Origin of the sequence: Rhodococcus sp. OK302, assembly GCF_002245895.1 — a bacterium.
In the GTDB taxonomy this organism is placed as follows: domain Bacteria; phylum Actinomycetota; class Actinomycetes; order Mycobacteriales; family Mycobacteriaceae; genus Rhodococcus_F.
This window is the reverse complement of record NZ_NPJZ01000001.1, coordinates 5,360,577-5,386,116: the sequence shown is the minus strand read 5'-3', so window position 1 is coordinate 5,386,116 and position 25,540 is coordinate 5,360,577. Positions and strand designations below refer to the sequence as shown.

Sequence of the window (25,540 nt, the reverse complement as noted above, 5' to 3'; positions counted from 1 at the left end):
CCTCTTCTGAGTGATGCCGGTCACTGGATGATCGAATTGATTAGTTCAAGAGTTTTGTATTGACCAAATCGTACCTCGGGAAGAGCATTGGTCTCACGAATTGCTCAGTGGGACCTTCTCTCGACTTCCGATGATGACTGTACCCAGTGGTGATTCGCACTCGATCTCATGTCTGTGCCACGAACGTCCTTCGGAAAGGTCTATCCCACAATGACTCTCACCGCCGAGCCTGTGAACTCTGTTGCTACCCACAATTCTGACGACAGTGCCGGCGTGTTCGACCGCGCAGATTACTTGCGCAACTATCCGCATGAGCAGGTGAGCTTCTTCCAGGATCCGGAGAGCGGACTCAAGGCGATTGTTGCGATTCATTCCACGACGCTGGGTCCGGCGCTCGGCGGAACTCGTTTCTACCCGTACGCAGACGAGTCTGCCGCTGTCACAGATGTTTTGAGGCTCTCGCGGGGCATGACCTACAAGGCCGCAATTGCGGGCGTCGATCTTGGTGGTGGAAAGGCCGTCATCATCGGCGACCCGGCAACGGTGAAGTCCGAAAGATTGCTCGGTGCCTACGCAAAGTTCGTTCAGACTCTGGGCGGTCGCTACATCACGGCCGGCGACGTGGGAACCAACTCGGACGACCTCGACGTGATCGGTCGCGGAACCGACTTTGTGGTGGGCCGCAATGCGAAGGTCGGCGGCTCGGGCGACAGCGCCCCGATGACCGCGCTGGGCGTCTTCCAGTCCATGGTGGCGGCAGCGCAGGCGCACTGGGGTTCGCGGAGTCTCGCAGGCAAGACCGTGGGCGTCGAGGGCACCGGCAAGGTCGGCTACGAGCTCATCAAACTTCTCCTGGCCGACGGCGCGAGCGTACTGGCAACAGATGTGAACGCGGCAGCACTGGACCGCGTGAAGACTGACTTCCCGTCGGTGAAGATCGTGGACAGCGTCATCGACGCTGATCTCGATGTGTACGCACCGTGTGCGATGGGGGCGACGCTCACCGACGCCTCGGCCCGTTCAATCACTGCCGACGTGATCTGCGGCGCAGCCAACAACCAGCTCACAGTGCCTGAGATCGAGTCCATTCTGAGCGAGCGTGGCATCACGTGGGTTCCCGATTATGTGGCAAATGGCGGCGGCCTCATTCAGGTAGCGGGCGAGCTGAAAGACCTTACAGCGCAGCAGGTCAAGGATCAGGTCGAGAAGATCTTCGACACGGTGACGGAGATCTTCGCCAAGGCGAAGGCCGACGGAATCCTTGCCGGCGACGCAGCAGATGCCGTCGCTGAGGCACGTATCGCGAAGGCTGTTCAGTCGCACAAGCAGAACTGATACTGCGCGCGCAACGTCGGAAACTCGGCCGGTCCCAGCTAGTGTGGACACCAGACAAGCAGATGTGCAGAACTGGAACACACGAGCTGGTAGACCGGCCGTAGTGCGTCGAACGCCCTATCCGCTCCATGTCCGACGCCGGAAGGGCTTTGATGACCGAACAGTATGTTGTGTGGACCGAGAACGACACCGAGCACCGTGCGCTCTGGGGTTCCACCAGTGGGGCGCCGGCACCCAAGCGCGTGATGGTCGCCAACGACACTATGAAGGCCGACGACGCCTATCGATTGGCCTGTGAGGGAACAGCTCTCCTGTGGCGCGGCGATTTCCACAACGCGCGCCAACTGTCTCAGGCGATTGCGTCGCGGATCGATCGCAAACCACGTCGCGGATCGGACGATCCGGCGCAAGCTTTTCACCTTCACCGTCAGGCTCAGGGGCGTCGCGCCCAGATTCTCGGCATGCTCCTGATTCCTCTCGACGCGGACCTCACGATTCCGCTTCGTCGTGCGCCCGATGCAAAAGAGGCATTCACGGAGGCATTCGGGGTCACCGATCAGCCGTCGGTGCGGGCACTTCGCGATTTGCTGGGTGCCGTCGGTGCTCACGAGTGGAATCGCAAGGGTGTGCTGATTCCCGCATTGGATGCGCGGATTCATCCCGCATTCGGAGTGTTCTCGCCGGCGCGTGGTGAGTACATCGATCTGGTGGCCGCGGCGCCGCTGCCATCGACTGAGCTGGCCTTCGATATCGGAACCGGCACCGGGGTGCTGGCGGCTGTACTTGCCCGCCGCGGTGTCAAAGCAGTAGTTGCGACGGATCAGGATCCTCGCGCTTTGCAGTGCGCACGCACCAACCTCGACGCGCTGGGGTACAGCGATCAGGTGACGGTAGTGGAAGCTGATCTGTTTCCGGAAGGTGTTGCGCCTCTAGTCGTTTGCAACCCTCCGTGGATTCCGGCCAAGGCAACGTCGCCCATCGAATACGCGATTTACGATCCGGCCGGAGCAATGCTGAACGGCTTCCTGACCGGCGTAGCAGCGCACCTCGAGGACGACGGAGAGGCGTGGCTGATTCTTTCCGATATAGCCGAGCACCTTGGCCTGCGCACCCGATCGGAACTGCACGCGATGATCGCGGCGGGCGGCTTGACGGTGATCGACCGTGTCGACGTCAAACCGACCCACGCGAAAGTGAGCGATCGAACTGACGCACTCCATGCGGCTCGCGCGCGTGAAACGACGTCGCTGTGGCGACTGCGTAAACGCTGAGCCTCAGGTCAGGACGGATCGTCGAACAGCGTTTGCTGGCTGGGATCTGCGAACAGTCCCATCTGCTCAGGCTGCGGTTTTGCCGGCGGATCCGTCTTGACGTTGGGCAGCACAGTCAGGCGAAGTGCGCCGCGTAGGCGGTCGACCATGCGTTCCCACATAGTCACCTGAGCTGAGAATCCCGCGGCTTCTTCGGCGTCGTCACGACTTTGTGCGTCGGCGGCTTGGCCTCGCAACTGAATCTGCCACTCATTGCTGACATGGAGCAACTGCAGGATCAGGTCGCGGTCGCGGCCGCAGACATCGGCGACGGCTTCGAGATCGTCGGCGACATCAAGGTCGAGGTGCAGCAGAGTTTCGAGTTCTGGGGGCAAATCCTCGAAGGTGAGCTCTGGTTGTGGCGCGCCGACCTCACCATTTTTGTTCGCGAAAAACAGTTCTCCGCCGATCCGCGCCGCAAATTCGTCGTCGACGCTCCGTAGGAACGACGTCAACGACGCGCACGTATCGGTGAGGTGTTTGGGAACAAACGGTGAGCCGGCGACTTCGAGGAACACCGACAATCTGTCGTCGATCAAGACGAACTTGATGCGGGACCATTTGCGGTTGAGATCCGCGATGACCTCGGCAGCCCGGGTGCGGTTGCTGATGTCCTGGACGAGGGGTGAAAACAGTTGAACGTCAAGGGAATCCGCGAGCGGACCGATGAACATGACGGTTGATCCGACGCGAATCGGTATATCGCCGTCGCCGTCACGCTCGGGAAGATTTCCGAGCATGGGAATGAGGGCAAGCGTGACCAACTCTTTGAGGTGATCGACATCGTGTGGCGTGTAGGCCGCCGTGGGGTCGAGGATCGGCATAGCGTCGACGGTGGTGATCGACGGATCAAAATCCGGTGTCTGCTGATTGCCGGTGAGATCACTGGACAGGAATGCCGGGTGCTGGACTCCGAAAACCGTGCGGAACGCCGCGACGGTCATCGAGGCCAACTGATCTGCCCAGCTTTGCCGTTTGTCGACGCAGAACGCCGGTGAACTGTTGTCAGCTTCGGGATTATCGGAAGGCGGAGCCCAACCGAGGTCGACGAGAGCTTGGAGGCCGGCGTCGTCGAGTGCAAACTTGGGGTGCAGGAAGTTGTTGGAGGGAACCTCGCACCGCACCATGTTGTTGTCCCAGATCAAGAACTGAACACAGGGAGCGCCGCCCTCAGCGGGGTCGAAGGCAGCGACCGCAGACTCGACAGCGAGGACATCGCCGTCGGCCATGATCGAGATGTGATCGGCAAGGCGAGCCTGAAACTCCGTCCAAGCTCGGTTAACACTGAGATCGAGATCGAATCCGTGCACGGCCATCAGTCACCTCCTTCCACAACGCTGAGACCTATACGGTAACGCGAGGGGCCGACAATGTCGGTGTCCGCAGGTCAGCGGTGTAACGCCGATCACGGCCGGTCAGCTTGTCGCTAGTGCGGCCCGATGAAATTGCCGGTCAGTCTTCGGGTGAGAATTCGATAGTCACGACCGGGATTTTCGAGGTAGTCGTGACGGGTGTGACTTTCGACGTCGTTGTTGTCGGGGCCACGGTGGACTTGGTGGTGGTTCGAGTCGTTGACGCAACGGTGCTGGTCACCGGCGCAACAACGCGGGTAGTCGGCGCAATGGCACTGGTGACAGCAGGTGCTGTCGTGGGCGTCGGGACTGCTGGTGTGGTGGCCGAAACGTCGAGGTCGACGGTCAAGGGTTGGTTGCGTGGTGCGGTGGCCTCCGCTGCAACCGCCCATGTCGGGGTCGGAGGGATCGCGATGGTCGACACGGCGATCGAACTGTAGAACGCTGCCGGTTCGTAGTCTGCGAGTGAATCGGCAGTGACCGTCGAAACCAGCGAGGGTGGCGTGACGACGGGGCCACTGGCGCCAAATGCGCCCGCTGCTCCTCCGAAGACGAGACCTGAAGCTACAGAAACACCGGCCACTGTGAGAGCGCCGATCATGACTGTTCTGTCTTTCATGTTCACCTGACCTTCGGGAGCAGTACGTGAGTACTGTAGGCGAAACCGAACACAGGCGGAACAGCGAAAGCGGCTTATCGGGATACTGATAAGTGTGTCGTGCAACACAAAAATTGCCGGCAAATGCAGAACCCCGAGCACCGACGAACGTCGATACCCGGGGTAACTGTGCAGGTGGGACCTAGGCGGGGATGGTCAAAACCTGACCCGCGTTGATGAGATCCGGGTTGGAGATGCCGTTTGCATCGGCGATGCGCTGGTACTGGTTGCCGTCACCGTAGAAACGCTCGGCGATGGCCCAGAGGGTGTCGCCACCCTCGACCGTGTACGTCTGTGCTGCCGGAGCGGCGGGAGCCGACTCGGGCTCCGGTGCGGGCATCGGAGCGGCCTGGGGCTCGGGCGTCGGCTCGGCAACGGGAGCCGCTACAGCGGTGTCCGTGGACCACAAGACACGGCCGCCGGCCGAGAGAACGACATTGCGGTCGTCCTGGACCGAGAGCGAAGCGCCCTCGTTGCCTGAGGTCTGCGACGCCCAGACTGCATCCGCATCCTTGTAGATGACAAAGTTACCGTCGGCCTGCACGTCCGCGCGATTGCCGCCCGATCCGTTGGTGCCGGCGGCCCAGACGGCCTGGCCGTTCTCGGAGAGAACAAGGTTGCCGTCGTCCTGCAAGGTGAGGGCGTAGGAACCGTTGTCGGACTTGAGTTCCTGGCCGACTCCGAGACTCTGACCTGACTGCAGTGTGCTCACGCTGTCCCTTTCCAAATCTGTTGCGGTTTTGGTACTGCCACGCCGCACTTTACCTACCAGTTACTTTCTGGTGAGTGGCCGCGTAGGCGGTCCACACTACGTTACTGGAGAGTTCGGTGGTGTGCACAACAGGCAATGATTCGCATCTATTTAGCCAATCTTGCTGGAATTTCCTGGTTTTGGCTGAAATAGGGTGAGGTGCCGGTACCTGCCGGTATGAAATGCCTGATGAAGTCCGAGGCTCTCAGTTTATTCTCAGCAATCATTGGAGAAGGTTTGATCGGACAGCGAAGCCAAGGTCTCGCTGTGCAACACCTGGAGGAGTTCGCGTTCGATGGCCGCAAATTCCGGCGAGGTGATCATGTCCAACTCGCGAGGTCGTGGAAGTGGAACATCGACGACGCGCTTGACCGTCGCCGGCCTGGCCGAGAGAACAACAACACGGTCGGAGAGGTAGATCGCCTCACGGATGTCGTGGGTGATCATCAAGACAGTCCACCGATACTGCTGCCATACGCCCTGCAACCAGGACTGCATCTCGGTACGGGTCAAAGAATCGAGAGCCCCGAAAGGTTCGTCCAGCAGTAGCACCGGCTTGCCCTGGACGACGGTGCGCAACATGGCAGCACGCTGACGCATTCCCCCCGACAGTTGTGACGGAGTTGAATTTTCGAAGCCCGACAAGCCGAAGGCGGAGAACAACTCACGAGCCTTGTCCCGAGCAATCTTCTTGGATACGCCCTGCACTTCGAGGCCGAGCGTGGTGTTGTCGAGAACCGTCCGCCAGGGAAAGAGAAGATCCTTCTGTGGCATGTAGGCGGTCAGAACTTCCGAACCGGAATCCGCAGCGCCGACGGTGACAGTTCCCGAGGTCGGTGTTTCGAGACCGGCCAGAACATTGAAGATTGTGCTCTTGCCGCAGCCACTCGGTCCGATGACGGAGACGAATTCGCCGGGAGCAGCATGGAAGGACACGGCGTCGAGAACCTGTCGGGATTCCCCACGAGTGGAGAATTCCTTGCTGAGTGAGGCGACGTCGACAATGCGTTCGGGAATCATGCTCGCACCCTTTCGCTCAACGCCCACGGCGCAACCAGTCGCTCTATCGCGAAGGTCAACAAATACAGAGTGACGCTGATGAGCGCAGTCACCAGTACCGCGGCCAGTACCAGATCCGTACGAAACGAATTCTTCTGTGTACTCATATAGATGCCCAAACCGGAGGTGGCGCCGACGTATTCGGAGAACACCGCACCCACGACGGCATAGGTGATGCCGATGCGCAAAGCCGTGAAGAAGCGAGGAATCGCCGAGGGCAGGCGGACGTACCGAAACTCCTGCCACCGTGATGCGCCCATGCTTCGCAGCAGCGCGCCGGCGTCTCGATCGGCGGCAGCAAAGCCCTCGATAAGCCCGATTGTCATGGGAAAGAACGTTGCCAAGGCGATCACCAGAACCTTCGGCAGCAGACCGAAACCGAACCAGATGATCATCAGAGGAGCGATGGCAATGATCGGCAAGGTCTGCGAGACGACGAACAATGGCACTAGTGCCCGCGAGAGCCACGGCGAAAAGTCCACCACCACAGCCAGAATCCACGCCAGTACCAACGAGACGGTGAATCCGATGAGCGTCACTTGAAGCGTCGACAATGCATGGCCGGATATCACCTCACGGTGGTCCCAGCCCTGTGAGAGCACACGCCACGGCGACGGCAGAACCTGTGGCCGAATATCACTGACGTCGACGTAGATCTGCCATGCCGCGACCAGCAGGATGACAACGGCGAGCGCGGGCAGCGCTCGCCGTGTGACAGATCCCAGGCGGCCGGCCAGATCAGGGCGCGGCGAGATACTCATTGGTGAAATACTCCGACCAATTCGGCTTCTGGGTCAGCTTTTTGCCATCCGGTCCGGCTAGAAGCCCGTTGTCGAAGAGGAAACCCGAGTAACCGGACCAGGTTTCGAGGTTCTGTCGTCCGACAACGCCGTCGGCGTCCTTCATGAAGTCGGCCGCGAGCATCCGCTGACTGTCCCGCACGAGGTCTTCGTCGGTGAAGGCGCCGGGGTTGGCGTCGATCAGATCCTGGGCAGCGCGATCGGGATCGTCGGCGGCCGATTGATATCCACGCTGAACGGCCTGGACGAACTTGGCGGCCTCGTCAGGGTGATCTTTCAGCCACTTCTGATTGCCGTTGATCACAATGGAATACGCGTCGGGAAATCCGTAATCGGTGTACTGGAAGTAGCGCATCGGAGTTCCGTTGCGTTCGGCCTCGAGGCCTTCCCAGGCAAAATACGACACCGTGAAATCGGCTTTTCCGGAGTACACCGCTTCGTAGGCAGACGTTCCCAAGGCGACCGTCGTGAAGTTACCGGTGCCGCCGTCGTTGCGAATGACCTGCTGCAGTGTCTCGACCTCGCCGGGATCGCCGAAACCGGCGTAGATCTTTCCGTCGAGATCACGCGGACGAGTGATGTCCGCGCGATCGGCTTTGACGCCGATTCCGGTGGCGCGGTGCTGAAGTGGTGCGATGACGGCGGTTGTTTCGGCACCGGCCGCGTGTGCGAACGTGGCTTGGCTCTGGGTGCTGATCCCGAACTCGGCATTGCCGGCATCCACCAAGGTATCGGGGGACGTGTTGTTGTACGGGAGAATCGACACGTCGAGGCCGGCGTCCGCAAAGTAGCCTTCCTGCATCGCGACGTACAGTCCGGTGTGATTGGTGTTGGGTGTCCAGTCGAGGGCAAACCGAATGGCGTCGGATGATTCTGTGCCACTGGAACATCCGCTGATCATGGTCAGTGCGGCGGCTATCGCGGCTGTGGTCGCCAGTGCGCGTCGCAACGATCTCATGACGCAGGCCAGTGCTGCTGGTTCAAGGCCGAATCCCAGAACATCAACTCGTACCGGCTCGCGATGCGGAACGCTTCGCTCATCGCGGCGCGGTCGGCTTCGGTAGCGGCTTCAGCGGCTGCGTCCACGAGCGCCCGAGCTCGCGCGACGGACTCGTGGAACTCCGGAGCGTCGTAAGTGGTGACCCACTGCGCGTACGGATGTGACGGATCGGCGTCGAGTACCTCGCGTGCCGACGCAGCCAGCCCGCGCCCGACCTCCGCGTAGATCCAGAAGCAGGGGAGTACCGCTGCAGCGGAGACCGGATAAGGCGCCGTGGCTGCGGTGGCGATCAGATAGGACACGTATCCCAAGCATGCTTGCGAATGCTCAGGCCGACCGGTCGATTCCGGCAGTACGCCACCGGTGAGCATGCCCTCGTGGAGAGCTGCTTCGACGGATACGGCGGTCGAAGCCGAGTTGGCCCAGAATCCAGCGGCCTGACCATCCGGTGCGTGAGCGGAAACCAGGGATAGTGCCTTGGAATATCCGTCGAGGTAGAGCTGGTCTTGCTCGATGTATCGCCGGAAAGCGTCGAGCGGGAGGGTTCCGTCGCCGAGTCGGCGGAGGAACTCGAGTGAGTCGATCGACTCACGCAGTGGCTCGATTTCGGCCCAGAGTCGGTCGGTGAAACGACCCGAATCGTCGAGCGGCGCCGTGTTTACGGCAGAACTGTATGCAGGCTGTGTAGTAGCCATGACATCCCTTCGTCAGCATTACCTGATCAGGTTCCCGGGTGTGTTCTCAGCCCCGCCCATGCGGAGCACCCCGTGTCAGAACAAGGCGACCATAACACCGTCGGAACTGTTGGTCCGTCCCCACCTGCTGGAAATTGGTAGGTTTGGTGCAGTTTGTTCTCAGGTGAGGTCGTGAGGAGACTGCGGCATGGAGACTGATATTCGACCGGAGCAGACAGACGACAACACAGTGGTCGTGCGAACTCCGGACGGTGACGTCCGGGGGTATGCCGATGGTTCGGTTTTTGTATGGAAGGGAATTCCCTACGCTGCCGCTCCGACTGGTGAGCACCGCTTCCGGGCACCGCGCCCACCGCAACCGTGGGATGGCGTACGAGATTGCCGAGAATTCGGTCCGATCGCGCCGCAAGGGCAAAGCCCGGCGGTTCCGATCGACCGCGCCTTTGTCATCGACGAGGATTGCCTGTCGATCAATGTGTGGGCCCCGCGCCCCGACGGCACACCGCGGCCGGTGATGGTGTGGATACACGGTGGTGCCTATTGCCTGGGTTCGGCGGCCCAGACAATTTACGACGGACGGCACCTGGCGGAGACAGGCGACGTTGTCATCGTCTCGTTCAACTATCGCGTCGGCGCGCTCGGATTTCTGGATCTGTCGTCCTTCTCGACGCCTGATGTGGTGTTCGAGTCGAATTGTGGTTTGCGAGACCAGATTGCGGCGCTTCGGTGGGTTCGTGATCACATCGACGCGTTCGGTGGAGATGCGGACGAGGTGACGGTATTCGGCGAGTCGTCGGGCGCGGGTTCGATCACGACGCTGATGACGTGCCCGAGTGCCGAAGGACTGTTCCAGCGGGCGATCGCGCAAAGTCCGCCGGCCACATCGGTTTACGGCCGTAAGCGCGCACAATCGGTGGCGAGTCGTTTTCTCGAGCTGATGTCGACGCCGGTCGACGATGTCGGCGCGCTCATTACGGCAGACCTCGATTTGATCATCAAGGCCGGCGACGAGTTGGTCAACGAAATTCCGACTCGGATGCCGGGAACCCTGGCGATGGCACCGGTGGTGGATCGGGATCTGGTGCCGCACTACCCCGTTGCAGCGTTTCAGAAGGGGTACGCCCATAGGATTCCCTTGATCATCGGCTCCAACAAGGACGAGGCGTCGATCTTCAAGTTCATGAAGTCGCCGCTGATGCCGGTGAGTGCGCAGTCGGTGGAGGCGATGCTCCAAGCGTTGGCCGACGATCATCCGGACATCTCGCCGACGAGACTGGCCGAAATCATGTCGGTCTATCCGGATCACACCAAACCGAGTGGTGCTCTGGCTCTTTCGCGTGACGCGGCATTCCGGATGCCGACGCTGTGGATTGCCGACGCGCACTGCCGGCACTCACCGACGTGGGTGTACCGGTTCGATCATGCAACTCCGATGCTGAAGGCTGCTCGGATCGGTGCGGGGCACGCTACCGAATTACCGTATGTATTCGGCAATTTCGGTACTTTGAATGTCGACCCGACGTTCTGGTTGAGTGGCCGCAAGGCTGCTCTGGAGGTTGCCGGCCGCATCCAGCGTCGGTGGCTCGCATTTGCCAGACATGCCGTCCCGGCAGCACTCGACGGCTCAAAACACTGGGCGCCGTACGAGGAAGAGAAACGATCGACTCTGTTGATCGACACCACCGATTCGCTCGTCCACGATCCGGATCAGGGCTTGCGCACGGCCTGGGGCAATGACGTGATGGGATTCCATTAGCTGTCGAGTTCGCCCAGCACCGGAAGGGCAGTGCACACCACGGCGATGACAACAATCGGAATGGACAGAGCGACAAAGGTTGCCGAGATGCCGAACTGATCGAGAAACGGGCCGACCAGCAGATATCCGAGCGGTCCGGCTGCGTAGGCCGTCGACGTCATCACGCCGACAACACGTCCGCGCATGTGCTCCGGGCTTCGTGTCTGCATGGCGTAGTTCGCGATCGGGCCCACCGGGCCGTACACAAGGCCTTGCAGGCCTGCGAGCACCAGGATCACCCACAGCGGAGGCAGCAGCGCCATCGCCAGCATCGCGATGCCGAGTACCCCGATGGCACAGATCATGATCAAACGCCGGGACATCAGGGGCGCGAGTGGTGCGTAAGCGAGTGCACCCACAATCCCGCCGACAGCCAAGGCCATCAGAACCGAACCGAGTTGCGCGGGTTGATCGAGTTCGGTGAAGTAGACCGGAAAGACGACGCTTTCGACGGGCATGTACAGCGCCACTACCGCCATGTCGACCAGTGCCAGGGTTCGCAGAATCTTGTTGTTCCACACGAACTTCAGGCCGTCGAGCGTGCCGTGCCAGATCGACGCCGGCCGCGCGTCCTGCTCGGGTGTTCCGGCATCGGCCAGGCGGATGAAGGCAACGACGATTATCGAGAACACAAATCCGGCGGCAGTGATCCAGAGTGTCGTGACAGCTCCGATCATCGCGATCAGGACTCCGCCGACTCCGGGTCCGATGAGATAGGCGACGTTGTAGTTGGCTTCGTAGAGGCTGTTGGTCCGATCGAGTTTCCAGCCGGCCGCGCGAGTAGCCGCCGGCAACATCGATTCTCGGGCCGCCATGCCTGCCGGATCGAACGTGGCACCGAGAGCGGCCAGGGCGGCGATCAACGGAATACTCAGGCCGGTGGTAACGGCGAAGAGCGGAATTGCCGACGCCGATACCGCGGACAACGCGTCGGAGACCATCGAGGTGCGTCGTCGGCCGAATTTGTCGACAAAGGTTCCGGAGAACAGGCTCGCGACGAGTAGGGGCACAGCGGCCGCCCCGGCAACGATGGCGGCGTCGGAGGCGCGTCCGGTGCGTTCGAGGACCAGCCACGGGATCACCACGATGGCGATGCCGTTTCCGATCCCGGAGAACAGCGTCGCGAGGTTGATCAAAACCAGCGGAAGGTAGCGAGCGCGGCCCGGTGCGCCCGTGGGCCGTCGACGACGTGTGACGGGCACGGGCGTTCCTTCCGTTTCGGGCAGATGGCTAGCCTGGTTACCTCCGGGACAACCGCCGGCCTACAGGAGTTCCTGAAATTCCGGATTTTGTGAGACGAACTTCTCGACGTAGGAGCAGGACGGGACGATTTTCTTCTGGTCGGCCTGTGTTTGGTGGAGTGCCTCGCGCACGACGACGGCCGCGAGACCGCGACCTCGGAACTGTGGGTAGGTCACGGTGTGATGGAAGTCGCGCACACCGTTCGACTCGCTGTACTCGGCAAATCCTGCGAGTTCGGTATCGGAGTAGATGTCGAAGCGACTTTCTTCGACATTGTGGACGACTTTGTCGGTCATGAGTGACTCCAGTTTTCTCGGGGCAGCCTGTGATCTACCCAGTCTGTGCTCTGCTCGAAACGGTACTCGGAGTCGTACCCGGAACCGGTGCCAGACTCGCGCCGATTTGTCCGATTGCTACAGTCCAATTTGGACGTCTGTTCAAAGGTTCTGCTGTAAGAGTCCGAGGGTAGTGAAAACGGCCTGTACTAGGCTTTTCGTGCCTCATTGGAATCGAAAAATTACGCTGCGCATTGTTTGCTACCGTAATGATCCCAAGATGTGAGAACCGGCAAAAGGTTTTTTTCTGAACGGGCGAGTCGCGTCCGGAGATCATTCGAAAGCCGACATATTGCAGGTCAGGGAACTGGCGTGAGAGTCGAGAATTGTCGTCGATGAGACGGAAAGTTGCCCAGATCGGGATTTCTCGACGAATCGTTTCATCATCGGTAACCCAAACCGCGCTTCTGGGGGTTAGCGTGTCAATCGTCGGGGACATACGAAGCGTTACACGTTCGCCGGAAGAAAGTTTCCGGGTAACAGTTCAGCGGTTCGTGAATACATCGTCGTCGAACACTTCGAGGAAGGACCGCACATGATTTTCGGGCAGCGTGAGTCGAACAGTTACTTTGCCGCAATATTCTCGTACGACTTCCTCGACGAGCACCTCGGGTACGAGACGATTTCGAAGATTCATCGCGGTGACATCGCTGAGTGGATTCGCGATCTCGAAGCCTCGGGCTTGTTCTCGGCTGCCGAGGTGCGTGCTGCCGAACTGGCCTGGCGCACCAGCCCGCGACTCCTCCTCGACGCGCTCCTCGAAGATGCCGACGAGGTCTCGGTGAAGCGCTGGGAAATCGCCTGGGCACGCCTCGAACGTCAGTCGCATACCTCGCACGCGCCTTCTGTCGCCGAGCACGGTTGAAGAGTCACTGACGACTGAACTTCCTCTGCGGGTCACCGGTACCGGTGACCCGCAGAGTGCATTTCACAAGACGTAGGGTTCGCCGCCGTCGACGATGACCACCTGTTGATCAGTGAGTACTCGGTACGGAATGTGCGACGCCGTGAGAATCTCGACGGTTTTTGCCGTTGCTGCCGGATCCTCCAATTCAGAGGCCCCGCCATGGGGAACTATCGCGAAGTCGATCAGTGACAGGCCGGACCAGATCGGTTCGAACCCGCAGGTCGGGAGTACCTCCGACGGATCGTCGGTGACGTCCAATCCGATCAACGTCGGGCCGGCAACCGCGGCACCGGCGCTGTATCCCGCGTAGACGATGTCTCCGCTGCGCGCGAGTTCCGCAAGAATGCGATCCGCTCCCGAACGCGCCAACTGAGCGCGCAGGACAAAAGTGTTTCCCCCGCGAACCCACACACAGTCGAACGCACGCAGGTGCCGGTGGAGTGAATCCGGTGAGTGGAGGTAGTCGCGGAGATCGACCTCCGCGGCGTCGAAACCCGTGCGGCGAAGCGATACCAATTCGCTTGTCACCGCCGAGGATCGCGCCGCCACCGGCCACGCGTCGGCGGCCGCAGCGATGACGGCAATCCGTGCGCCGTGGCCGGTGAGGGTCGCAAACGCATCGGCATGGTCGCCGAACCGGTACGACGAGAGAAAAAGTTTCACCGGACCTTCCGGCTCACATGGTGAAAGCGAGGTTGTCGACGATTCGTTTGCCCACCTCGAGGTCGCCGCTCAGAATGATGTCGTCTCGATGGTCGGCCGCCCGTACACGTCCGCAGGCGACTCGAGTAAAGAGTTCCGAACTCATTCGCACCGTGGTGGTTGCCGGTCCGTCCAACGCCGGGACAAGGGCAGCTCGCCCGTCGACGGAGACATGGAGCTCTCGGGCCAGTGGGCCGTCGAGAACAAAAGTGATGCGGGCACCGTCGGGTGCTTTTCCTCGCTTGCCCACCACAAATCCGAGGGCGCCGGTGATTTCTTCGAACGCGATCTCCGCGCGCGGGCCGTTCTCGACTGTCGGTGCGCCGACGGCGTCGCGGATATCGAGTTCATGCATCCAGCAATCGAAGATCCGAATACGCATGAAGCGTCCGTACGGCGCGGGTCCGACCGGGGTGAGACTTTCTGCATTCCACTCGGATTCGGTCAGGTTGCGCAGAACTTCCGCGCGGCGGGACGTGATCTCCCGGAAGTGCGCGAGAAGCTGCGGCTGCGAGCTTTTACGAAGCCCTTCGACCCAGCGTTCGTTGAATGCGGCGATCTCATTCTGGACATGCGGGAGCGTATGAACGTCGATGGAGGTTGTCGGCGGTTCGATTCCCGACAGCAACGATTCGGTCCCGATGATGTGCGCAACAACGTCGTGCACCGTCCAACCGGGCAGGTTGGTCGGCGAGAACCAGGCGTCGCCTTCGAGTCCGGAGAGGAGAGAGCCGATGACCTCCCACTGCTCGATCAATGAATCGGTCAAGGATTCCTGGGGCCAGCTGCTCATACTGTGATCTCCTAAGGCTTCGGATTCTGCAGTTTGAACCACTGTATGACGTGTGCGCGTGTTCTCGGCGTTGCGAAACCTGTTGGCGGAAACTCGCGGCCAGGCGGCTGATCCTGTGATAGACCAGGGATGTCGAGTGCCGACGCCGAATTATCCGAGGAGTCTGCTGTGTTTCCTGGAAATTTTGTCAAGTCCACCCCGGACAAGCCTGCTGTCATCCGACCGGCGACGGGCGAGTCCATCACGTATCGGCAGCTCGACGAGCGTTCGACGGCTTTGGCACGATACCTTCGCGGGATCGGTCTCGAACCGGGCGATCACGTCGCGCTTGTGTCCAACAATGATCTCCGCGCATTCGAAGTGTATTGGGCTGCACTGAGGTCCGGGCTGTACATCACCGTCGTGAACTCGCACCTGACGGCGCCGGAGGCCGCGTACATTGTCGACGACTGCGGGGCGAAGGTACTGATCGCGTCGGCAACCGTGGCCGACGCGGTACCGGTGGAACCGTTGCTGATACCGCAGGTGCGCCACCGGTTGGCGTACGGCGGCGAGTTGGCAGGATTCGAGGACTACGACGGCGTGGTTGCGGCGCAGTCCACCGAACCGCTGGATTCGCAGCCTCGCGGGGCGGACATGCTCTACTCGTCGGGAACAACAGGTCGACCCAAGGGGATCAAGGGTGATCTCCCGGAAGGTGACGTCGACGTGACGATGGATCCGTACACCGCGATTTTCGCGCCGATGTACGGATTTGATTCCAGCACAGTCTATTTGTGCCCAGCCCCGGTCTATCATGCTGCGCCCCTACGTTTTTGCGGCGTCATCAATTCGGTGGGCGGCACAGTGATCTTGATGGACCACTTCGATGCCGAGACCGCGCTTCGGTTGATCGAGGAGTACGCCGTCACACACAGCCAATGGGTGCCGACGATGTTTGTGCGAATGCTCAAATTGCCCGAGCCTGTGCGCGCCCGATACGACGTGTCGAGCCTGAAGGTCGCCATCCATGCGGCGGCGCCGTGTCCACCGGAAGTGAAGGCGTCAATGATCGATTGGTGGGGGCCGGTGATCAACGAGTACTACGCGTCGACCGAAGGCTCGGGCGCAACCTTCATCAACAGTGTGCAGTCGTTGGCGCATCCCGGTTCCGTCGGTCGTGACGGAGTCATGGGAATTGTGCACATTTGTGACGACGCCGGCAAGGATCTCCCCGTCGGCGAGATCGGCACAGTGTTCTGGGAGCGCGAAACACTCCCGTTCCGCTATCACAACGACCCTGAGAAAACTGCGTCAGCGCAGCATCCCGATCATCCGACGTGGACCACGAGTGGCGATATCGGATACATCGACGACGAACGATTCCTTTATCTGACCGATCGCGCTGCATTCACCATCATTTCCGGTGGCGTAAATATTTATCCTCAAGAGTCCGAGAATGTACTGACTTTGCATCCGAAGGTATTCGATGTCGCAGTGATCGGGATTCCTGACGAAGAGATGGGTGAACAAGTCAAGGCGGTTGTCCAGTTAGCCGACGGAATCGAACCTTCGGCTGACGTCGCCCAGGAATTGCTGGACTACGTAAGAGACCAGGTTGCGCACTTCAAAGCACCTAGATCTATCGACTTTGCCGAAGAATTGCCTCGGACCGCTACAGGAAAACTGGTCAAGCACAAGCTCAGGTCCCAGTATGTGGACTGCTGATGGCGTGAATTGTCGTCACAAGTTCGAGCGAAGGTAGTCGGCAAGAATCCGGGCATGGCTGTGGGGCAGATCCTTGCTGGCAGTCAGAAGCGTGACCGCGCGGGCGTCCGTGCTCGGTGAAATACGTTCGACGTAGTCGTGCACGGGGAATGCATCGAGTTGCGCAACATAACGGCTGCGAAAGACCTCGAAACGATCGACCTGGTGGCCGTACCACTTTCGTAGCTCGGTGGACGGCGCCAGATCTTTCGACCAATCGTCGAGTGCCAACTCTTCGCGTCGTACTCCGCGAGGCCACAACCGATCAACCAACAGCCGGACCGCCTGCGGTTCGGCTGTCGGTTCGTAAACCCTCTCGACGGTGATGATTCGACTCGTCATTGTCGACACCTCGGCTCAGTTCTTGTTTCACATACTGGAACGGGCACCCAATAGGGTGTGACTGACCTCACAAGCATGGTGAGGGAATACCCCAAAGATACTGTTCGGACTCGATTCAGATGATGAAAGTTCCTTTTCGGGTTCACTTTTATCGGAGAAGTCTGGCTAGTATCAGTCACCATTCACCCAAAAGCGGGTCATCTTCCGCTCATCACACGTTGGTTGCCGCTCGTCGCAGTAGGCGAACCACCAACCGCAGAAGGTAATGGAACAAATGGAAACATCGAAGAGCGCACAAGTGCGTCCATCGGTCGGTGTCCCTCGTGAATCGAGTGACGGCGAACGACGGGTAGCCCTCGTGCCCAAAATCGTGTCCACCCTGATCGGCAAAGGCGTCGACGTCATCGTCGAATCCGGCGCCGGCCTCGGCGCCCTGATCCCCGACGAGCTCTACAGCGCCGCCGGCGCCAAGATCGGCGATCCGTGGACCGCCGACGTCGTCGTCAAGGTCGCCCCTCCGTCATCGGAGGAGATCGCCCGCATCAGTTCCGGCGCCAAGTTGATCGGGTTCCTCAATCCCCGCAACGCCGACAACCGCATCGCCGAGCTCAAGGCAGCCGGCATCGAGGGCTACGCCGTCGAAGCGATTCCCCGTATCTCCCGCGCACAGGTGATGGACGCCCTGTCCTCTCAGGCCAACGTCTCCGGCTACAAGGCCGTCCTGTTGGCTGCGTCGGAGTCCACCCGCTTCTTCCCGATGCTCACCACCGCCGCCGGCACCGTCAAGCCCGCGACCGTGTTGGTTCTCGGTGTCGGTGTCGCCGGTCTGCAGGCATTGGCCACGGCCAAGCGTCTCGGTGGCCGCGCCACCGGTTACGACGTCCGACCTGAGGTAGCCGACCAGGTGCGCTCAGTGGGCGCCCAGTGGCTCGATCTCGGTATCGACGCCGCCGGTGAGGGCGGATACGCCCGCGAGCTCACCGACGACGAGCGCGCCAAGCAGCAGCAGGCACTCGAAGACGCCATCAAGGGTTTCGACGTCGTCATCACCACCGCGCTGGTTCCGGGTCGTCCGGCGCCGCGTCTGGTGACCGCCGCCGCCGCCTCGGGCATGAAGCCCGGCAGCGTCATCGTCGACCTCGCCGGTGAGACCGGCGGCAACTGCGAGCTGACCGAACCGGGTCAGACCGTCGTCAAGAACGGCGTCACCATCTGCTCGCCGCTGAACTTGCCGGCGACGATGCCCGAGCATGCCTCCGAGCTGTATTCGAAGAACATTTCCGCACTGATCGAACTGATGTTGGTGGACGGGGCTTTGGCTCCTGATTTCTCCGACGAGGTTATTGCCGGTGCGTGCGTCACCCGTGAAGAGAAGGGCGCCTGATGTACACATCACTGCTGGCGAACATCGCGATCCTGGTGCTGTCCGGGTTCGTCGGTTTCGCTGTGATCTCCAAGGTCCCGAACACCCTGCACACCCCGCTGATGTCGGGCACCAACGCCATCCACGGCATCGTCGTCCTCGGCGCACTTGTCGTGCTCGGTAAGGTGCAGGACCCGTCGATCGGGTTGCAGATCATCTTGTTCGTCGCACTCGTCTTCGGAACGGTCAACGTCGTCGGCGGCTTTGTCGTCACCGACCGCATGCTGGCGATGTTCAAGGCCAAGCCGGCCGCCAAGGCTGTTACGAAGGACGGTGACCAGTAATGGAATACCTGGTCAATAGCTTGTACATTCTCGCGTTCTCGATGTTCATCTACGGTCTGATGGGTCTGACCGGACCCAAGACCGCGGTGCGCGGCAACCAGATCGCCGCAGTCGGCATGATCATCGCCGTCGTCGCGACCCTGATCTCCATTCGTGATGCGCAGCTGGGCAACTGGATCGTCATCATCGCCGGTCTCGTCATCGGTGTCGTTCTCGGTGTTCCGCCGGCATTGCGGACCAAGATGACGGCGATGCCGCAGTTGGTGGCACTGTTCAACGGTGTCGGCGGCGGTACCGTCGCGTTGATCGCTTACGCAGAGTTCCTGGACTCGGACGGCTTCACGGCCTTTCAGCACGGTGAGTCGCCGACGGTGCACATCGTCGTCGCATCCCTCTTTGCTGCAGTGATCGGCTCGATTTCCTTCTGGGGCAGCGTCATCGCGTTCCTGAAGCTGCAGGAAACCCTGCCCGGCCGCCCGATCGGCATCGGCAAGTTGCAGCAGCCGCTCAATGCGCTGCTTCTCATTGCCGCCGTGGCGTTCTCGGTCATCATCGGCATCAAGGCGATCACGCCGGAAGGCCCGACCAGCTCGCTGTGGATCGTCGGTGTCCTGGTCATCTCGGGCATCCTCGGCCTGATGGTGGTGCTGCCCATCGGCGGCGCGGACATGCCCGTCGTGATCTCGCTGCTCAACGCGCTCACCGGACTCTCTGCTGCGGCAGCCGGTTTGGCGCTCGACAACCAGGCCATGATCGTGGCCGGCATGATCGTCGGCGCGTCGGGCACCATCCTGACCAACCTGATGGCCAAGGCCATGAACCGTTCCATCCCGGCGATCGTTGCCGGTGGTTTCGGTGGCGGCGGCGGAGAAGCTGCTTCCTCGGACGGTGTTGTGCGTACGGCGAAGGCAACCTCGGCTGCCGATGCCGCTATTCAGATGGCGTACGCCAACCAGGTCATCATCGTTCCCGGTTACGGCTTGGCTGTGGCGCAGGCTCAGCACGCAGTCAAGGACATGGCGAAGATGCTCGAGGCGAAGGGCGTCGAGGTCAAGTACGCCATTCACCCCGTCGCCGGCCGTATGCCCGGTCATATGAATGTTCTTCTCGCCGAGGCGGATGTCTCGTACGACGCGATGAAGGAAATGGACGACATCAACGACGAGTTCAAGCGCACCGATGTCACGTTGGTGATCGGCGCGAACGATGTCACGAACCCGTCGGCGCGTAATGATCCGTCGTCGCCGATTCACGGGATGCCGATCCTGAACGTGGATCAGTCGAAGTCGGTGATCGTGCTCAAGCGTTCGATGAACTCCGGTTTCGCGGGGATCGAGAATCCGTTGTTCTTCGCGGACGGAACGTCGATGTTGTTCGGTGATGCGAAGAAGTCCGTTGCCGAGGTGACGGAAGAACTCAAGGCACTGTAAGTCTGTACTCTGCCGGAAAGGGCACCTACGCGCGATGCGGGTAGGTGCCCTTTTGCCTTGCTGCGCGCAGACAGTTACGCGGCTAGCAGCTCTTAGACAGCGGGAGGGGTGACGGGAGGAGTGGTGGGCTCTTTGTCAGCCGACAGGCTCGTGATGAGGGGGAGGATCAGTGCGAGGATGGCCTTGAAATCCATGTGTGGAATCCTTTGTTGTTGGACGAGCGTCTGATTCGGACAAAATGAACATACGATAGAAACCTGATCGATGGGGGGAGATTTCGCCAAATGAGCGAATGTTCTTGCCCCGGTTACCGCGTCCGTATTCCGTTGCAGCGCAAGTGGTTGCGCCACTAGGGACCATAGTCCCCTGTTGGGGTTACGAAGGACCTCAGGGCTGGCTGCAGCGCTACAGGTGAATGCTGCGATGTCGCGAAAAGGCCACAACGGCTGTATCGGCACGCAATGCTTCACGTTGCGCCGCGATCGGTGAACGCTCCATCAAAACGGCTGCGGCACAACCCCAGGCAGCGGCGACCAGTAGCCCGGCAATCACTCCGAAAATCCCGCTCATCTCGGCAGCGCTCGCACTGATGCACACCCCGGCAACTCCGGAGATACCAAGCCCGATAACCACTGGTCGCCATCGAGGGGCGGATACCAGTACCGCCGAACCGTAGAGAGCGGCCGCGGCCACTACATGGCCGCTGGGTAGCAACGTCGTCGGCGCATCCGTGATCCAAGACCCCAGCGCAGCAGTGGTCAGGTTGGCACCCACCCCGAGCATCAGGATGGCGCCGATGCCGTAGTGGAGATTTCGGACCATCGACACCACGGCCAGGGCAGTGGTGGCTGCCAGCACTGTTGTCACGTCGACATGGATGATCACCCAATCAGCGACGGATTCGAGCGATTCCGGAACGGTGACCGTCGGCGACGTGGGTCTCAGTAACAACAGGATGCCGAGCGCCACAACACACAGTGAGGCAAGGGCAAGCAGGCGAGGAGTGGTGGATGAGGAGCGAGGGGCGGGGGACGAGACGGTCACGGTACCCAAGCATCCTCGCTTCGCCTGTGCGTGTCGTGAGGATCAGCTGTGACTTCGGTGGGCGGTCGGAGAATCGCGACGAACGACACCGGCGCAACCCGCAGCGACCAGCACACATGCCAAGGGGATCAACATCGCTGTGGTGAGAGGCACAATCTTGGTCACCCATCCGATGGTTGCCGGGCCCGCAAGAAATCCGATGTACCCCATTCCGACAACACGAGACATGTTGGTACCAGCCGAACCGGAACCCAGGTTGCCGGCCGTCGTGAAGATCTGCGGGATGCACCCGGAGAGACCGGCGCCGAACAGTGCCCAGCCGAACAACGTGAGCGGAAGCCAACCCGACAACACGACGGTCAGCATTCCGGCGGCGGAAATGATCGCGCCGTAGCGAACCACGGCGACGGGACCGACGGCCGCGCTGATGCGGTCCGCCGTGAAGCGTCCGACCGTCATCATTGCGGAGAAGGCGCCGAAGGACAGCGCAGCAACGGCATTCGAGACGCCGAGGTCTTCCTTGACCTGCAACGCGCTCCAGTCGTTTGCCACCCCTTCGGCAAGCATCAAGACAAATGCGAGCGAGCCCAACGCAAGCACCTTGGCCGAGAAGTGGCCGTGCGGTTGTTCGGATTCGGTGGCTTCGGAGTGGTGCGGGGTGTGCGGAAGCAAGGGCCGCGAAAAGATCGCGACGGCCACCAAACCGATTGCCGACGCGGCGGTAAGGGTGACGTACGGCGGGAGTTCGATTGCCAGCGTGCCGAATCCGACGATCGAGCCCACAACACCGCCCACCGAGAACATGCCGTGAAAGGCAGCCATGATCGGGCGACGGTAAAGCTGTTCGGCTTCGACGGCCTGAGAGTTCATCGAGACGTCCAGCGCCCCGTTCGCAAATCCGAAGACAACCAGGGCCGCACCCAATTGCCAGGTGTTGGTGGCGTACCCCGGACCCAGCACTGCCGCGCACAATCCGAGGCCCGCGAGAATCACCATGCGTCGGCTGCCGTAGCGATCGGCAAGTGGGCCACTCACTTGCATGCCGGCGATGGCGCCGACCGCGAGGAGCAGCAGCAGCGAACCGAGTGTGGAATGACTGATGCCCACCCGGTGTTCGATCGACGGGATGTGGACCACCCACATGGCAAGGAGGAATCCGTTGATCCCGAAAATGCCGAAGATGCCGGCGCGGGCGCGAATCAGTGCTGGGCTGGGCGTGCTGCTCACCGTGACAGTGTGCCAGGCCCGGATGCTCTCACAGGTGCGCGAGTAACACGGCCGGATCCTCGAGCATCGCCGCCACCAGTGAAAGGAACTCTGCAGCTTGCCTTCCGTCGACACCGCGATGGTCGAAAGTCACAGAAAGTGTGACCACAGATCTGATCTCGATGAGCCCGTCGACCACCCACGGACGCTCGTTGACAGCGCCCAGACAGAGGATGGCAGCCTCACCGGGGTTGAGGAGAGGTACGCCGCCGTCGACACCGAATACTCCGACATTGGTGATCGTGACGGTTCCGCCGGTGAGGTGCGGCGTGTCGGTTCGGCCGGCTCGCGCGGTCGCAGTGAGTTCATTGATCGATCGAGCAAGGTCGAGCAGGCTCAGCGTGTCGGCGTCCTTGATGTTGGGGACCAGCAGCCCGCGATCCGACGCCACCGCAATGCCGAGGTTCACGTGTGGATGCTTGACGCTGCTGCCGGACTGCTCATCCCACGTCGAATTGACCTCGGGGCTCGAAGCGATCGCCGTGACCAATGATTTGGCAGCGAGGGTCAGTGGTGTCACCGAAATGTTTTCGAAGGGTGCGGAGTTGCGGAGCTTGGCGAGCAGGTCCATCGACGCGGTGACATCGACGGTGACAAACACAGTTGCCTGTGGTGCTCTGGCGCTGGAGGTCATTGCCGACGCCATGCGCCGGGTGTGTGTCGGCGCAGTCTCTCCGTCTTGGTGCATTGTCTGGGGGACGTGCCGTCGTCTTCGGCTCGAGTGCGATGCCTGCGGTCCGTAGCCGACAAGAACACTCGGCGGGGCGGGTTCGGCCGACTCCGCAGTCGTGATCCGGATGATCGGCGCACCGACGGGTACGGTGGCGCCGGGTTCGACCAACAGGTCTGTCACCATTCCGGCATAGGGAGAGGGAAGTTCGACCAGGGCTTTGGCTGATTCGACATCGGCAATCACCTGATCGAGAGTTATGGTGTCGCCGACATCAACACGCCACGACACCAATTCGGCGCTGGTGAGACCTTCGCCGAGATCCGGTAGACGGAACTCCGCGGTGTTCATGGCGTCAGTACCCGGTCGAGTGTGTCGAGAATCCGGTCTGCATCCGGCAAGTGAAACTGCTCGAGTTTTGCTGGGGGATAGGGAATATCGAATCCGGTGACACGCAAGACCGGCGCCTTCAGATCGTAGAAACAATGCTGCGCGGCATGTGCTGCAATTTCTGCCCCCAGGCCGAGGAACATCGGTGCCTCGTGAACGACGACGAGTCGACCCGTCCGTCGTACCGAGTTGTCCACGGTGTCGAAATCGATGGGGGAGAGGGACCGGAGGTCGATTACTTCGAGGTGGTGACCCTCGTCGTCGGCGATATCCGCAGCTTCGAGCGCGGTAGCCACCATCGACCCGTACGCGACGACGGTGGCGTCACTTCCTTGGCGGACAACACGCGCACTGTGCAGGGGGAGTGAGGGTTCCGCGTCGAGATCAACCTCGGCCGCATCCCAGTACCGACGCTTGGGCTCGAGAAACACAACGGGATCGTCACACTCGATTGATTGACGGATCATGTGGTAACCGTCGGCAGGGTTGCTGGGGTACACCACTCTCAGTCCGGCAGTGTGTGCAAAATAGGCTTCCGGTGACTCCGAATGATGTTCCACGGCACCGATTCCGCCCCCGCTGGGAATGCGGATCGTGATCGGGGCGCGTACCCGTCCCTCGGTTCGATAGTGAATTTTTGCCACTTGAGAGACGATTTGATCGAAAGCCGGGTAGACAAAACCGTCGAACTGTATTTCACACACCGGTCGGTATCCGCGCAAAGCCAAACCGAAAGCTGTTCCCACGATCCCGGATTCGGCGAGCGGCATGTCCATCACCCGGTTCTCGCCGAAGTCCTTCTGGAGTGCATCGGTGACACGGAAAACTCCGCCGAGACGGCCGACGTCCTCACCCAGGATGACGACGCGGCGATCCCGTTCGAGTGAGCGTCGTAGTCCGGTGTTGAGCGCCGTCACCAGATTGACGACAGTCATGACATGGCCTCCTGATCGTCGAAACTTGCCAGGTACTCCCGATGTTGTTCTCGCTCATGCTCGATCAACGGGTGCGGCCCGGTGTAGACGTGCTCGAACAGAGTCGACGGCGGCGGGTCCGGAGTTTCAAGCGTGGCGTGCCGCAAGCGGGCGGCGACATCCTCGGCCGCGGTCGAAATTTCGGCATCGGCGGTTTCGTCGAGAATTCCGCGCCGCTCCAGAAACGCCCTCATCCGCGTGATCGGATCACGTCGGCGCCACTCGGCCATGTCGGTATCGCTGCGATACCGGGACGGATCGTCGGAGGTGGTGTGCGGACCCATCCGGCAAGTGATTGCTTCGATGAACGTGGGCCCACTTCCTTCCCGCGCATGGGCAAGCGCCGCGCGCGTCACTGCCAGAACAGCGAGTACATCGTTTCCGTCGACGCGGAAGGAAGGTATGCCGTAACCGTCGGCGCGGTGCGAGATCGGGGTGCGGGACTGTAGCGAGACGGGTTCGCTGATGGCCCATTGGTTGTTCTGGCAGAAGAACACGACGCCGGCGCGGAAACTGGCAGCGAATCCCAACGCTTCGGCAATATCGCCCTGGCTGGTGGCGCCGTCGCCGAAATAGGCGATGGTAGCGATCTCAGCTCCGTCGAGGTGGGCGCCGAGTGCGTACCCTGTTGCGTGAAGCCCCTGCGATCCGACGACGATCGCCGGGTTGGTCACGTTGAATTGATTTGGATCCCAAGCAGAATGGGAGCACCCGCGCCACATGTGCGTCAAAACTTCCGGGGGAACGCCGCGGCAGTAGGCGACGGCATGTTCGCGGTAGCTGACGAATGCAAAGTCGTCAGGTTTCAGAGCGCGGGCCGAGCCGACTTGAGCGGCTTCCTGGCCCAAGAGTGGTGCCCACAAACCGATTTCGCCTTGACGTTGGAGTGCTACCGCCGCGGTGTCGATTCTGCGACTGATGACCATGTCCCGGTACAACGAGATGTATTCGGTAGGTCCGAGGTCTGCGATCAGACGGTCGTATTCGGTTCGGCACACACGGGCGCCGTCCGGTTGGAGGAGCTGGACTGGATAGTCGAGGTTGTCGATCATCGCGGTTCACCTCGGTTTCTACTCATGCCCGACGCGCCTTGTGAGCGAGATCGAGCAATCCCGATGTGTTTTTCAGTTGTGGTCTCTCTTCCCAGCATCCCCTTGATTGCAGAATCCGCAAGGGGGTCACCGTCTCGAAAGCATGCCTACCAGTCACGATTTCCGAACTCGTGGGTAACAATGGC

General features: G+C 61.0%; 25 protein-coding genes and 1 riboswitch. Of the genes, 8 read left to right on the top strand and 17 right to left on the bottom strand.

Annotated features, from left to right (window positions below; genetic code table 11):
- Positions 1 to 210 precede the first annotated feature (210 nt).
- Complete coding sequence (locus tag BDB13_RS24680; RefSeq protein WP_094275178.1) at positions 211 to 1,335, top strand: Glu/Leu/Phe/Val family dehydrogenase; 1,125 nt, start codon at positions 211 to 213, stop codon at positions 1,333 to 1,335.
- A gap of 152 nt (positions 1,336 to 1,487) precedes the next feature.
- The gene (locus BDB13_RS24675) at positions 1,488 to 2,606 is read left to right on the top strand and encodes a methyltransferase (RefSeq protein WP_094275177.1); all 1,119 of its coding nucleotides are present in this window, start codon (positions 1,488 to 1,490) and stop codon (positions 2,604 to 2,606) included.
- An 8-nt stretch (positions 2,607 to 2,614) separates the two neighbouring features.
- Here the strand turns inward: BDB13_RS24675 and BDB13_RS24670 are convergent, their stop codons facing one another.
- The 7 genes from BDB13_RS24670 to BDB13_RS24640 form a co-directional block, all read right to left on the bottom strand.
- Positions 2,615 to 3,961 (bottom strand): T3SS (YopN, CesT) and YbjN peptide-binding chaperone 1, encoded by a 1,347-nt coding sequence (locus BDB13_RS24670; protein ID WP_094274118.1) that lies wholly within the window; start codon positions 3,959 to 3,961, stop codon positions 2,615 to 2,617.
- Between the two features lie 136 nt (positions 3,962 to 4,097).
- The gene (locus BDB13_RS32260) at positions 4,098 to 4,616 is read right to left on the bottom strand and encodes a hypothetical protein (protein ID WP_176459662.1); all 519 of its coding nucleotides are present in this window, start codon (positions 4,614 to 4,616) and stop codon (positions 4,098 to 4,100) included.
- A 181-nt stretch (positions 4,617 to 4,797) separates the two neighbouring features.
- Entirely contained in the window at positions 4,798 to 5,367 is a 570-nt protein-coding gene (locus BDB13_RS24660; RefSeq protein ID WP_094274116.1) for a LysM peptidoglycan-binding domain-containing protein, read from the bottom strand.
- 255 nt (positions 5,368 to 5,622) lie between these two features.
- Entirely contained in the window at positions 5,623 to 6,426 is an 804-nt protein-coding gene (locus tag BDB13_RS24655) for an ABC transporter ATP-binding protein (RefSeq protein WP_094274115.1), read from the bottom strand.
- On the bottom strand, positions 6,423 to 7,226 hold the full coding sequence (locus BDB13_RS24650) for an ABC transporter permease (RefSeq protein WP_094274114.1): 804 nt from the start codon (positions 7,224 to 7,226) through the stop codon (positions 6,423 to 6,425). Before BDB13_RS24650 ends, BDB13_RS24655 begins: the two co-directional genes overlap by 4 nt.
- Complete coding sequence (locus tag BDB13_RS24645) at positions 7,204 to 8,166, bottom strand: ABC transporter substrate-binding protein (protein ID WP_441347247.1); 963 nt, start codon at positions 8,164 to 8,166, stop codon at positions 7,204 to 7,206. The genes BDB13_RS24650 and BDB13_RS24645 overlap by 23 nt, the downstream gene beginning before the upstream one ends.
- 53 nt (positions 8,167 to 8,219) lie before the next feature.
- Positions 8,220 to 8,960 carry a TenA family protein gene (locus BDB13_RS24640; RefSeq protein ID WP_094274112.1) on the bottom strand — a complete coding sequence of 247 codons (741 nt, stop codon included), beginning with the start codon at positions 8,958 to 8,960 and terminating at the stop codon, positions 8,220 to 8,222.
- Positions 8,948 to 9,043: riboswitch (TPP riboswitch) on the bottom strand. Its footprint overlaps the gene before it by 13 nt.
- A 104-nt stretch (positions 9,044 to 9,147) precedes the next feature.
- Here BDB13_RS24640 and BDB13_RS24635 point away from each other — a divergent pair.
- The gene (locus tag BDB13_RS24635; RefSeq protein WP_094274111.1) at positions 9,148 to 10,716 is read left to right on the top strand and encodes a carboxylesterase/lipase family protein; all 1,569 of its coding nucleotides are present in this window, start codon (positions 9,148 to 9,150) and stop codon (positions 10,714 to 10,716) included.
- Here the strand turns inward: BDB13_RS24635 and BDB13_RS24630 are convergent.
- Together BDB13_RS24630 and BDB13_RS24625 are read right to left on the bottom strand one after the other, a co-directional pair.
- Entirely contained in the window at positions 10,713 to 11,957 is a 1,245-nt protein-coding gene (locus tag BDB13_RS24630) for an MFS transporter (protein ID WP_094274110.1), read from the bottom strand. The two genes, BDB13_RS24635 and BDB13_RS24630, sit on opposite strands and share 4 nt — an antisense overlap.
- A gap of 60 nt (positions 11,958 to 12,017) precedes the next feature.
- On the bottom strand, positions 12,018 to 12,293 hold the full coding sequence (locus BDB13_RS24625; RefSeq protein WP_094274109.1) for a GNAT family N-acetyltransferase: 276 nt from the start codon (positions 12,291 to 12,293) through the stop codon (positions 12,018 to 12,020).
- A 574-nt stretch (positions 12,294 to 12,867) separates the two neighbouring features.
- On the opposite strand from BDB13_RS24625, the gene BDB13_RS24620 reads away from it, so the two are divergent.
- Positions 12,868 to 13,197, top strand: a complete 330-nt coding sequence (locus BDB13_RS24620) for a hypothetical protein (protein WP_094274108.1) — start codon at positions 12,868 to 12,870, stop codon at positions 13,195 to 13,197.
- A 63-nt stretch (positions 13,198 to 13,260) separates the two neighbouring features.
- Here the strand turns inward: BDB13_RS24620 and BDB13_RS24615 are convergent, their stop codons facing one another.
- Both BDB13_RS24615 and BDB13_RS24610 read right to left on the bottom strand, forming a co-directional pair.
- Entirely contained in the window at positions 13,261 to 13,902 is a 642-nt protein-coding gene (locus BDB13_RS24615; protein WP_094274107.1) for a Type 1 glutamine amidotransferase-like domain-containing protein, read from the bottom strand.
- A gap of 13 nt (positions 13,903 to 13,915) precedes the next feature.
- Entirely contained in the window at positions 13,916 to 14,734 is an 819-nt protein-coding gene (locus BDB13_RS24610; RefSeq protein ID WP_094274106.1) for a maleylpyruvate isomerase family mycothiol-dependent enzyme, read from the bottom strand.
- 168 nt (positions 14,735 to 14,902) lie between these two features.
- On the opposite strand from BDB13_RS24610, the gene BDB13_RS24605 reads away from it, so the two are divergent.
- Positions 14,903 to 16,441, top strand: a complete 1,539-nt coding sequence (locus tag BDB13_RS24605; protein WP_094275176.1) for an AMP-binding protein — start codon at positions 14,903 to 14,905, stop codon at positions 16,439 to 16,441.
- Positions 16,442 to 16,456: 15 nt separating this feature from the next.
- Here BDB13_RS24605 and BDB13_RS24600 read toward each other — a convergent pair whose 3' ends face one another.
- Positions 16,457 to 16,822, bottom strand: coding sequence for a DUF488 domain-containing protein (locus tag BDB13_RS24600; RefSeq protein ID WP_094274105.1), 366 nt, complete (start codon positions 16,820 to 16,822; stop codon positions 16,457 to 16,459).
- A 274-nt stretch (positions 16,823 to 17,096) separates the two neighbouring features.
- Here BDB13_RS24600 and BDB13_RS24595 point away from each other — a divergent pair, with 274 nt between their 5' ends.
- Genes BDB13_RS24595 through BDB13_RS24585 form a run of 3 tightly spaced genes read left to right on the top strand, consistent with a single transcriptional unit; the run spans position 17,097 to position 19,959 of the window.
- Positions 17,097 to 18,206: a Re/Si-specific NAD(P)(+) transhydrogenase subunit alpha gene (locus tag BDB13_RS24595; RefSeq protein ID WP_094275175.1), complete on the top strand. Its 1,110-nt coding sequence runs from the start codon at positions 17,097 to 17,099 to the stop codon at positions 18,204 to 18,206.
- Entirely contained in the window at positions 18,206 to 18,529 is a 324-nt protein-coding gene (locus BDB13_RS24590) for an NAD(P) transhydrogenase subunit alpha (RefSeq protein WP_094274104.1), read from the top strand. Before BDB13_RS24595 ends, BDB13_RS24590 begins: the two co-directional genes overlap by 1 nt.
- Positions 18,529 to 19,959 (top strand): NAD(P)(+) transhydrogenase (Re/Si-specific) subunit beta, encoded by a 1,431-nt coding sequence (locus tag BDB13_RS24585; protein WP_094274103.1) that lies wholly within the window; start codon positions 18,529 to 18,531, stop codon positions 19,957 to 19,959. The genes BDB13_RS24590 and BDB13_RS24585 overlap by 1 nt, the downstream gene beginning before the upstream one ends.
- A 405-nt stretch (positions 19,960 to 20,364) precedes the next feature.
- Here the strand turns inward: BDB13_RS24585 and BDB13_RS24580 are convergent, their stop codons facing one another.
- The 5 genes from BDB13_RS24580 to pdhA form a co-directional block, all read right to left on the bottom strand.
- On the bottom strand, positions 20,365 to 21,003 hold the full coding sequence (locus BDB13_RS24580) for a hypothetical protein (protein WP_094274102.1): 639 nt from the start codon (positions 21,001 to 21,003) through the stop codon (positions 20,365 to 20,367).
- Between the two features lie 42 nt (positions 21,004 to 21,045).
- Positions 21,046 to 22,146 carry an MFS transporter gene (locus BDB13_RS24575; RefSeq protein ID WP_441347246.1) on the bottom strand — a complete coding sequence of 367 codons (1,101 nt, stop codon included), beginning with the start codon at positions 22,144 to 22,146 and terminating at the stop codon, positions 21,046 to 21,048.
- 112 nt (positions 22,147 to 22,258) lie between these two features.
- Positions 22,259 to 23,290 carry a dihydrolipoamide acetyltransferase family protein gene (locus tag BDB13_RS24570; protein WP_094274101.1) on the bottom strand — a complete coding sequence of 344 codons (1,032 nt, stop codon included), beginning with the start codon at positions 23,288 to 23,290 and terminating at the stop codon, positions 22,259 to 22,261.
- Positions 23,287 to 24,264 (bottom strand): alpha-ketoacid dehydrogenase subunit beta, encoded by a 978-nt coding sequence (locus BDB13_RS24565; protein ID WP_094274100.1) that lies wholly within the window; start codon positions 24,262 to 24,264, stop codon positions 23,287 to 23,289. Before BDB13_RS24565 ends, BDB13_RS24570 begins: the two co-directional genes overlap by 4 nt.
- On the bottom strand, positions 24,261 to 25,355 hold the full coding sequence (pdhA, locus tag BDB13_RS24560) for a pyruvate dehydrogenase (acetyl-transferring) E1 component subunit alpha (RefSeq protein WP_094274099.1): 1,095 nt from the start codon (positions 25,353 to 25,355) through the stop codon (positions 24,261 to 24,263). Before pdhA ends, BDB13_RS24565 begins: the two co-directional genes overlap by 4 nt.
- Positions 25,356 to 25,540 lie beyond the last annotated feature (185 nt).

Bases quoted from the DNA above. Each gene is read 5' to 3' on its own strand.
- BDB13_RS24680 (WP_094275178.1), top strand. From the start codon at position 211: ATGACTCTCACCGCCGAGCCTGTGAACTCTGTTGCTACCCACAATTCT.
- BDB13_RS24670 (WP_094274118.1), bottom strand. From the start codon at position 3,961: ATGGCCGTGCACGGATTCGATCTCGATCTCAGTGTTAACCGAGCTTGG.
- BDB13_RS24600 (WP_094274105.1), bottom strand. From the start codon at position 16,822: ATGACGAGTCGAATCATCACCGTCGAGAGGGTTTACGAACCGACAGCC.
- BDB13_RS24655 (WP_094274115.1), bottom strand. From the start codon at position 6,426: ATGATTCCCGAACGCATTGTCGACGTCGCCTCACTCAGCAAGGAATTC.
- BDB13_RS24640 (WP_094274112.1), bottom strand. From the start codon at position 8,960: ATGGCTACTACACAGCCTGCATACAGTTCTGCCGTAAACACGGCGCCG.
- BDB13_RS24675 (WP_094275177.1), top strand. From the start codon at position 1,488: ATGACCGAACAGTATGTTGTGTGGACCGAGAACGACACCGAGCACCGT.
- BDB13_RS24590 (WP_094274104.1), top strand. From the start codon at position 18,206: ATGTACACATCACTGCTGGCGAACATCGCGATCCTGGTGCTGTCCGGG.
- BDB13_RS24620 (WP_094274108.1), top strand. From the start codon at position 12,868: ATGATTTTCGGGCAGCGTGAGTCGAACAGTTACTTTGCCGCAATATTC.
- BDB13_RS24570 (WP_094274101.1), bottom strand. From the start codon at position 23,290: ATGAACACCGCGGAGTTCCGTCTACCGGATCTCGGCGAAGGTCTCACC.
- BDB13_RS24610 (WP_094274106.1), bottom strand. From the start codon at position 14,734: ATGAGCAGCTGGCCCCAGGAATCCTTGACCGATTCATTGATCGAGCAG.
- BDB13_RS24625 (WP_094274109.1), bottom strand. From the start codon at position 12,293: ATGACCGACAAAGTCGTCCACAATGTCGAAGAAAGTCGCTTCGACATC.
- BDB13_RS24585 (WP_094274103.1), top strand. From the start codon at position 18,529: ATGGAATACCTGGTCAATAGCTTGTACATTCTCGCGTTCTCGATGTTC.
- pdhA (WP_094274099.1), bottom strand. From the start codon at position 25,355: ATGATCGACAACCTCGACTATCCAGTCCAGCTCCTCCAACCGGACGGC.
- BDB13_RS24565 (WP_094274100.1), bottom strand. From the start codon at position 24,264: ATGACTGTCGTCAATCTGGTGACGGCGCTCAACACCGGACTACGACGC.
- BDB13_RS24635 (WP_094274111.1), top strand. From the start codon at position 9,148: ATGGAGACTGATATTCGACCGGAGCAGACAGACGACAACACAGTGGTC.
- BDB13_RS24595 (WP_094275175.1), top strand. From the start codon at position 17,097: ATGGAAACATCGAAGAGCGCACAAGTGCGTCCATCGGTCGGTGTCCCT.
- BDB13_RS24650 (WP_094274114.1), bottom strand. From the start codon at position 7,226: ATGAGTATCTCGCCGCGCCCTGATCTGGCCGGCCGCCTGGGATCTGTC.
- BDB13_RS32260 (WP_176459662.1), bottom strand. From the start codon at position 4,616: ATGAAAGACAGAACAGTCATGATCGGCGCTCTCACAGTGGCCGGTGTT.
- BDB13_RS24575 (WP_441347246.1), bottom strand. From the start codon at position 22,146: ATGTGGGTGGTCCACATCCCGTCGATCGAACACCGGGTGGGCATCAGT.
- BDB13_RS24645 (WP_441347247.1), bottom strand. From the start codon at position 8,166: ATGATCAGCGGATGTTCCAGTGGCACAGAATCATCCGACGCCATTCGG.